This window comes from Luteibacter sp. P4_E6 (genome assembly GCF_056401535.1).
The window spans coordinates 1-5,080 of sequence record NZ_JBFUJE010000283.1 but is presented as its reverse complement, the minus strand read 5'-3'; the positions used below and the strand labels follow the sequence as shown (position 1 = coordinate 5,080).

General features: G+C 62.9%; 6 protein-coding genes. All 6 read left to right on the top strand.

The annotated features are described in order from the left end of the window. Positions 1-50: 50 nt before the first annotated feature. Positions 51-605, top strand: coding sequence for a NuoB/complex I 20 kDa subunit family protein (locus tag AC1DT2_RS15440; RefSeq protein WP_046968724.1), 555 nt, complete (start codon positions 51-53; stop codon positions 603-605). 13 nt (positions 606-618) lie between these two features. Then, on the top strand, positions 619-1,347 hold the full coding sequence (locus tag AC1DT2_RS15435; RefSeq protein WP_063572033.1) for an NADH-quinone oxidoreductase subunit C: 729 nt from the start codon (positions 619-621) through the stop codon (positions 1,345-1,347). Between the two features lie 27 nt (positions 1,348-1,374). Next, on the top strand, positions 1,375-2,604 hold the full coding sequence (locus AC1DT2_RS15430) for an NADH-quinone oxidoreductase subunit D (RefSeq protein ID WP_477297262.1): 1,230 nt from the start codon (positions 1,375-1,377) through the stop codon (positions 2,602-2,604). A gap of 21 nt (positions 2,605-2,625) precedes the next feature. Beyond that, positions 2,626-3,153 (top strand): NADH-quinone oxidoreductase subunit NuoE, encoded by a 528-nt coding sequence (gene nuoE / locus AC1DT2_RS15425; RefSeq protein ID WP_046968721.1) that lies wholly within the window; start codon positions 2,626-2,628, stop codon positions 3,151-3,153. Between the two features lie 10 nt (positions 3,154-3,163). After that, positions 3,164-4,507, top strand: a complete 1,344-nt coding sequence (gene nuoF / locus AC1DT2_RS15420) for an NADH-quinone oxidoreductase subunit NuoF (RefSeq protein WP_477297259.1) — start codon at positions 3,164-3,166, stop codon at positions 4,505-4,507. Beyond that, the coding region (locus AC1DT2_RS15415; RefSeq protein WP_477297256.1) for an NADH-quinone oxidoreductase subunit G at positions 4,504-5,080 on the top strand (577 nt) is incomplete at its 3' end. The genes nuoF and AC1DT2_RS15415, both read left to right, overlap by 4 nt.

Below are 5,080 nucleotides of genomic sequence, written 5' to 3'. Positions count from 1 at the left end.
GCGCTGCTCGTGGTCGGTTTCGCTTACGTCTGGAAGAAGGGAGCGCTCGAATGGGAGTGATGACCACCATCGATCGGGTGATGCACAACCCGACGCCGCTCAACCTCGTCGACGACATCCTGCGTCCTAACGGCGACGCCCCGGTCGTCAATCGTGGCTTCGGCGTGACCAGCATCGATGCCCTGATGAACTGGGCGCGTACCGGTTCCATGTGGCCGATGACCTTCGGCCTGGCCTGCTGCGCGGTCGAAATGATGCACGCGGGTGCCGCGCGCCTCGATCTGGACCGCTTCGGCGTCGTCTTCCGTCCCAGCCCCCGCCAGTCCGACGTGATGATCGTCGCCGGCACCCTGGTGAACAAGATGGCCCCGGCTCTGCGCAAGGTCTATGACCAGATGCCCGAGCCGAAATGGGTCATCTCCATGGGTTCCTGCGCCAACGGCGGCGGTTACTACCACTATTCCTACTCGGTCGTTCGCGGCTGCGATCGGATCGTGCCGGTCGATATCTATGTGCCGGGTTGCCCGCCGACGGCCGAAGCGCTGATCCACGGCATCCTGCAGTTGCAGAAGAAGATCCGTCGCACCCACACGATCGCGCGTTAACAGGGCATCGCACATGAGCGTTATTAACGAGACCTCGCTGGTCGAACGGCTCGCCGCGCGCTTCGGCGACATGCTGACGGTGAAGGTCGACCGCAACGAAGTCACCGCTGAGGTGGCTCCGCGTGACCTGATCGCCGTGGCTACCGCGCTGCGCGACGAGGCGGGCTTCCGCTTCACCATTCCTATCGACGTCTGCGGCGTCGACTACCTCAGCTACGGGCAGACCGAGTGGGACACCGACACCGCGCAGGGCGATAGCTTCTCGCGTGGCGTGGAAGGTGAGGCCATGGGTCGCTTCACGTGGGCCGACCGCCCGCGCAAGGTCGAGCAGCCGCGTCGTTATGCCGCGGTCATCCACCTGCTGTCGATCGAACTCAACCAGCGCATCCGCCTGCGCATCTTCTGCGAAGACGATGCCTTCCCGATCGTCCCGTCGGTGACGCCGGTGTGGCCGGGCACGGACTGGTTCGAGCGCGAGACCTTCGACCTGTACGGCATCATCTTCGATGGTCACCCGGATCTCCGTCGCATCCTCACGGACTACGGCTTCGTGGGCCATCCGTTCCGGAAGGATTTCCCGCTGATCGGTAACGTCGAAGTGCGCTACGACCCCGAACAGAAGCGTGTCATTTACGAACCCGTCTCGATCGAACCGCGCGTGCTCGTGCCGCGCACGATCCGTAACGACGCCGATCTCGATCAGGCCAGGGCGGAATCCGCCGATCATTGGCGGGAGAATTAAGCCGTGGAAGAAATTCGCAATTACACGATGAACTTCGGCCCGCAGCATCCCGCTGCGCATGGCGTGTTGCGCCTGGTGCTGGAGATGGACGGCGAGACGATCGTCCGCGCCGATCCGCATATCGGCCTGCTGCACCGTGGCACCGAGAAGCTGGCCGAGTCCAAGCCGTTCAACCAGTCCATCGGTTACATGGATCGCCTCGACTACGTCTCGATGATGTGCAACGAGCACGCCTACGTGCTGGCCATCGAGAACCTGCTCGGCATCCAGGCACCCATCCGTGCGCAGTACATCCGCACGATGTTCGACGAGATCACCCGCATTCTCAACCACCTCATGTGGGTGGGTTCGAACGCGCTCGATCTCGGCGCCATGGCCGTCTTCCTCTATGCGTTCCGCGAACGCGAAGAGCTGATGGACGTCTACGAGGCGGTATCGGGCGCGCGCATGCACGCCACGTACTACCGCCCGGGTGGCGTTTACCGTGACCTGCCGGACCAGATGTCGAAGTACCGCGAGTCGCCGTGGCACAAAGGCGCGGACCTCAAGCGCCGCAACTCGTGGCGCGAAGGCTCGATGCTGGACTACCTCACGGAGTTCACCAACGACTTCCYGGCGCGCGTCGATGAGTACGAATCGCTGCTGACCAACAACCGTATCTGGAAGCAGCGTACGGTCGGCATCGGCGTCATCCCGCCCGAGAAGGCGCAGGCCTGGGGCATGACCGGCGCGATGCTGCGCGGCTCGGGCATTGCCTGGGATCTGCGCAAGAAGCAGCCGTACGCCGCCTACGCGAACATGGAATTCGACATTCCGGTGGGCGTCAACGGCGACTGCTACGACCGTTACCTGGTTCGCGTCGAAGAGATGCGCCAGTCGAACAACATCATCAAGCAGTGCGTGGCGTGGCTGAAGGCCAACCCGGGCCCGGTGATGGTGCAGAACTACAAGGTCGCGCCGCCCAGCCGCGAAGAAATGAAGAGCGACATGGAAGCGCTGATCCACCACTTCAAACTCTTCACGGAAGGCTACGGTGTGCCTGCCGGTGAAACCTATACCGCCGTCGAAGCGCCCAAGGGCGAGTTCGGCTGCTATCTCGTGTCCGACGGTGCGAACAAGCCTTTCCGCGTGCATCTGCGCGCGCCCGGCTTCGCCCACCTGTCTTCCATGGACGCGATCGTAAGAGGCCACATGCTCGCCGACGTCGTCGCGATGATTGGCACCTACGATCTCGTCTTTGGCGAAGTCGACCGCTAAGTCGACGGAGTGAACTGAATCATGAAAGCCACCGGACATTTTGAGCAGGTCAAGGACGTCGATCCTCTTGTCGTGCTCAACGATCACACCCGCAGCCACATCGATCACTGGGTTTCCAAGTTTCCGCCGGATCGCAAGCGCTCCGCGCTGATCCAGTCGCTCATGGCGGCGCAGGAACAGAACGTCGGTTACCTCACCGACGAACTGATCACGGCTGTCGCGAAGTACCTCGAACTGCCGGCGATCTGGGCGTACGAGGTCGCGAGCTTCTACTCGATGTTCGAGACCACGCCTGTCGGTCGCAACAACGTCGCCATCTGCACCAACATTTCCTGCTGGTTGAACGGGGCCGAAGGCCTGGTTCGCCATTGCGAGAAGAAGCTCGGCATCAAGACCGGCGAGAGCACCGCCGACGGCCGCATCTATCTCAAGCAGGAAGAGGAGTGCCTCGCCGCTTGCGCGGGCGCGCCGATGATGGTCGTCAACGGTCACTACCACGAGAAGCTGACGACCGATTCGGTCGACGCGATCCTCGACGGTCTTAAGTGAGGTAAGGGCAATGGCTAGCACCACTGGTCCGGTCGGACCCGCACCGCAGGAACACCAGGTCGTCTACACGACCCTGCATTTCGAGAAGCCCTGGGCGCTCGAGAGCTATGAAAAGGTGGACGGTTACAAGGCATGGCGCAAGATCCTGGCTGAGAAGCCTGATCCCGCCGCCCTGATCGAAGAGATCAAGAAGAGCGCGCTGCGCGGYCGCGGCGGCGCCGGCTTCCCCACGGGCCTGAAGTGGAGCTTCATGCCCCGCACGGCACCGGGCCAGAAGTACATCCTGTGCAATTCGGACGAATCCGAGCCGGGTACCTGCAAAGACCGCGATATCCTGCGCTTCAACCCGCATTCGGTCATCGAAGGCCTGGCGATCGCGTGCTACTGCACGGGCTCGACCATCGCTTACAACTATCTGCGTGGCGAGTTCCACCACGAGCCGTTCGAGCACATCGAAGAAGCCCTGAAGGAAGCCTATGCGGCTGGCCTGCTCGGCAAGGACATCGGTGGCTCCGGTATCGACGTGGACATCTACAACGCCCTCGGCGCCGGCGCATACATCTGCGGCGAAGAAACCGCGCTGATGGAATCGCTGGAAGGCAAGAAGGGCCAGCCGCGCTTCAAGCCGCCGTTCCCGGCTGGCTTCGGTCTGTATGGCCGTCCGACCACGATCAACAACACCGAGACCTATGCTTCGGTGCCGGCGATCCTGCGCAACGGCGCGGAATGGTTCCTCAACCTCGGCAAGCCGAACAACGGCGGCCCGAAGATCTTCTCGGTCTCCGGCCACGTGGCCAACCCGGGTAACTTCGAGATCCGTCTTGGCACGCCGTTCTCCGAACTCCTGCAGATGGCCGGCGGTATCCGCGGCGGCAAGAAGCTCAAGGCCTGCATCCCCGGCGGTTCGTCGATGAAGGTGCTGACGGCCGAGAAGATCATGGAATGCACCATGGACTACGACTCGCTGCAGAAGGCGGGCTCGGGTCTGGGTTCGGGCGCCGTGATCGTGATGGACGAAACCACCTGCATGGTTCGCGCCTGCCATCGCATCTCGCGCTTCTACATGGCCGAGTCGTGCGGCCAGTGCACCCCGTGCCGCGAAGGCACCGGCTGGATGCACCGCGTGCTCTCGCGCATCGTCGAAGGCAAGGGCACGACGGACGATCTTCATCGCCTGAAGGCTGTTGCCGGTCAGATCGAGGGCCACACCATCTGCGCGTTCGGTGAAGCCGCCGCGTGGCCGGTGCAGGGCTTCCTGGCCAACTTCTGGCACGAATTCGAATACTACGTGGAGCATGGCCGGTCGATCGTCGACGGCCCGGCGGACACGGTCACCACTGGAGTCGCTGCATGAGTGCGCAGCCCGTAGCCAATGCCGCGCCGGATCTGGTCAATATCGAGATCGACGGCGTTCCGGTGCAGATAGCCAAGGGTCGGATGATCATCGAGGCGGCCGACGCCGTCGGGATTCCCATTCCGCGTTTCTGCTATCACCGCAAGCTTCCGATCGCCGCCAACTGCCGCATGTGCCTGGTGGAAATCGAGAAGATGCCGAAGCCGGCACCCGCCTGCGCCACGCCGGTAGGCGAGGGCATGAAGGTGTTCACGCGTTCGGACAAGGCGTTGAAGTCGCAGCGCAACGTGATGGAATTCCTGCTGATCAACCATCCGCTGGAYTGCCCSATCTGCGACCAGGGCGGCGAGTGCGAMCTGCAGGACCAGGCGATGGCCTTCGGCATCGACAGCTCGCGCTACACGGAAAACAAGCGTGCGGTCGAAGACAAGTATATCGGCCCGCTGGTGAAGACCGTGATGAACCGCTGCATCCACTGCACGCGCTGCGTCCGCTTCACCACCGAAGTCGGCGGCATTTCCGAGCTCGGCCTGATCGGCCGCGGCGAGGATGCCGAGATCACCACCTATCTCG

Coding starts and splice junctions, on each gene's coding strand:
- AC1DT2_RS15440 (WP_046968724.1), top strand. CDS start 51: ATGGGAGTGATGACCACCATCGATCGGGTGATGCACAACCCGACGCCG.
- nuoE (WP_046968721.1), top strand. CDS start 2,626: ATGAAAGCCACCGGACATTTTGAGCAGGTCAAGGACGTCGATCCTCTT.
- AC1DT2_RS15435 (WP_063572033.1), top strand. CDS start 619: ATGAGCGTTATTAACGAGACCTCGCTGGTCGAACGGCTCGCCGCGCGC.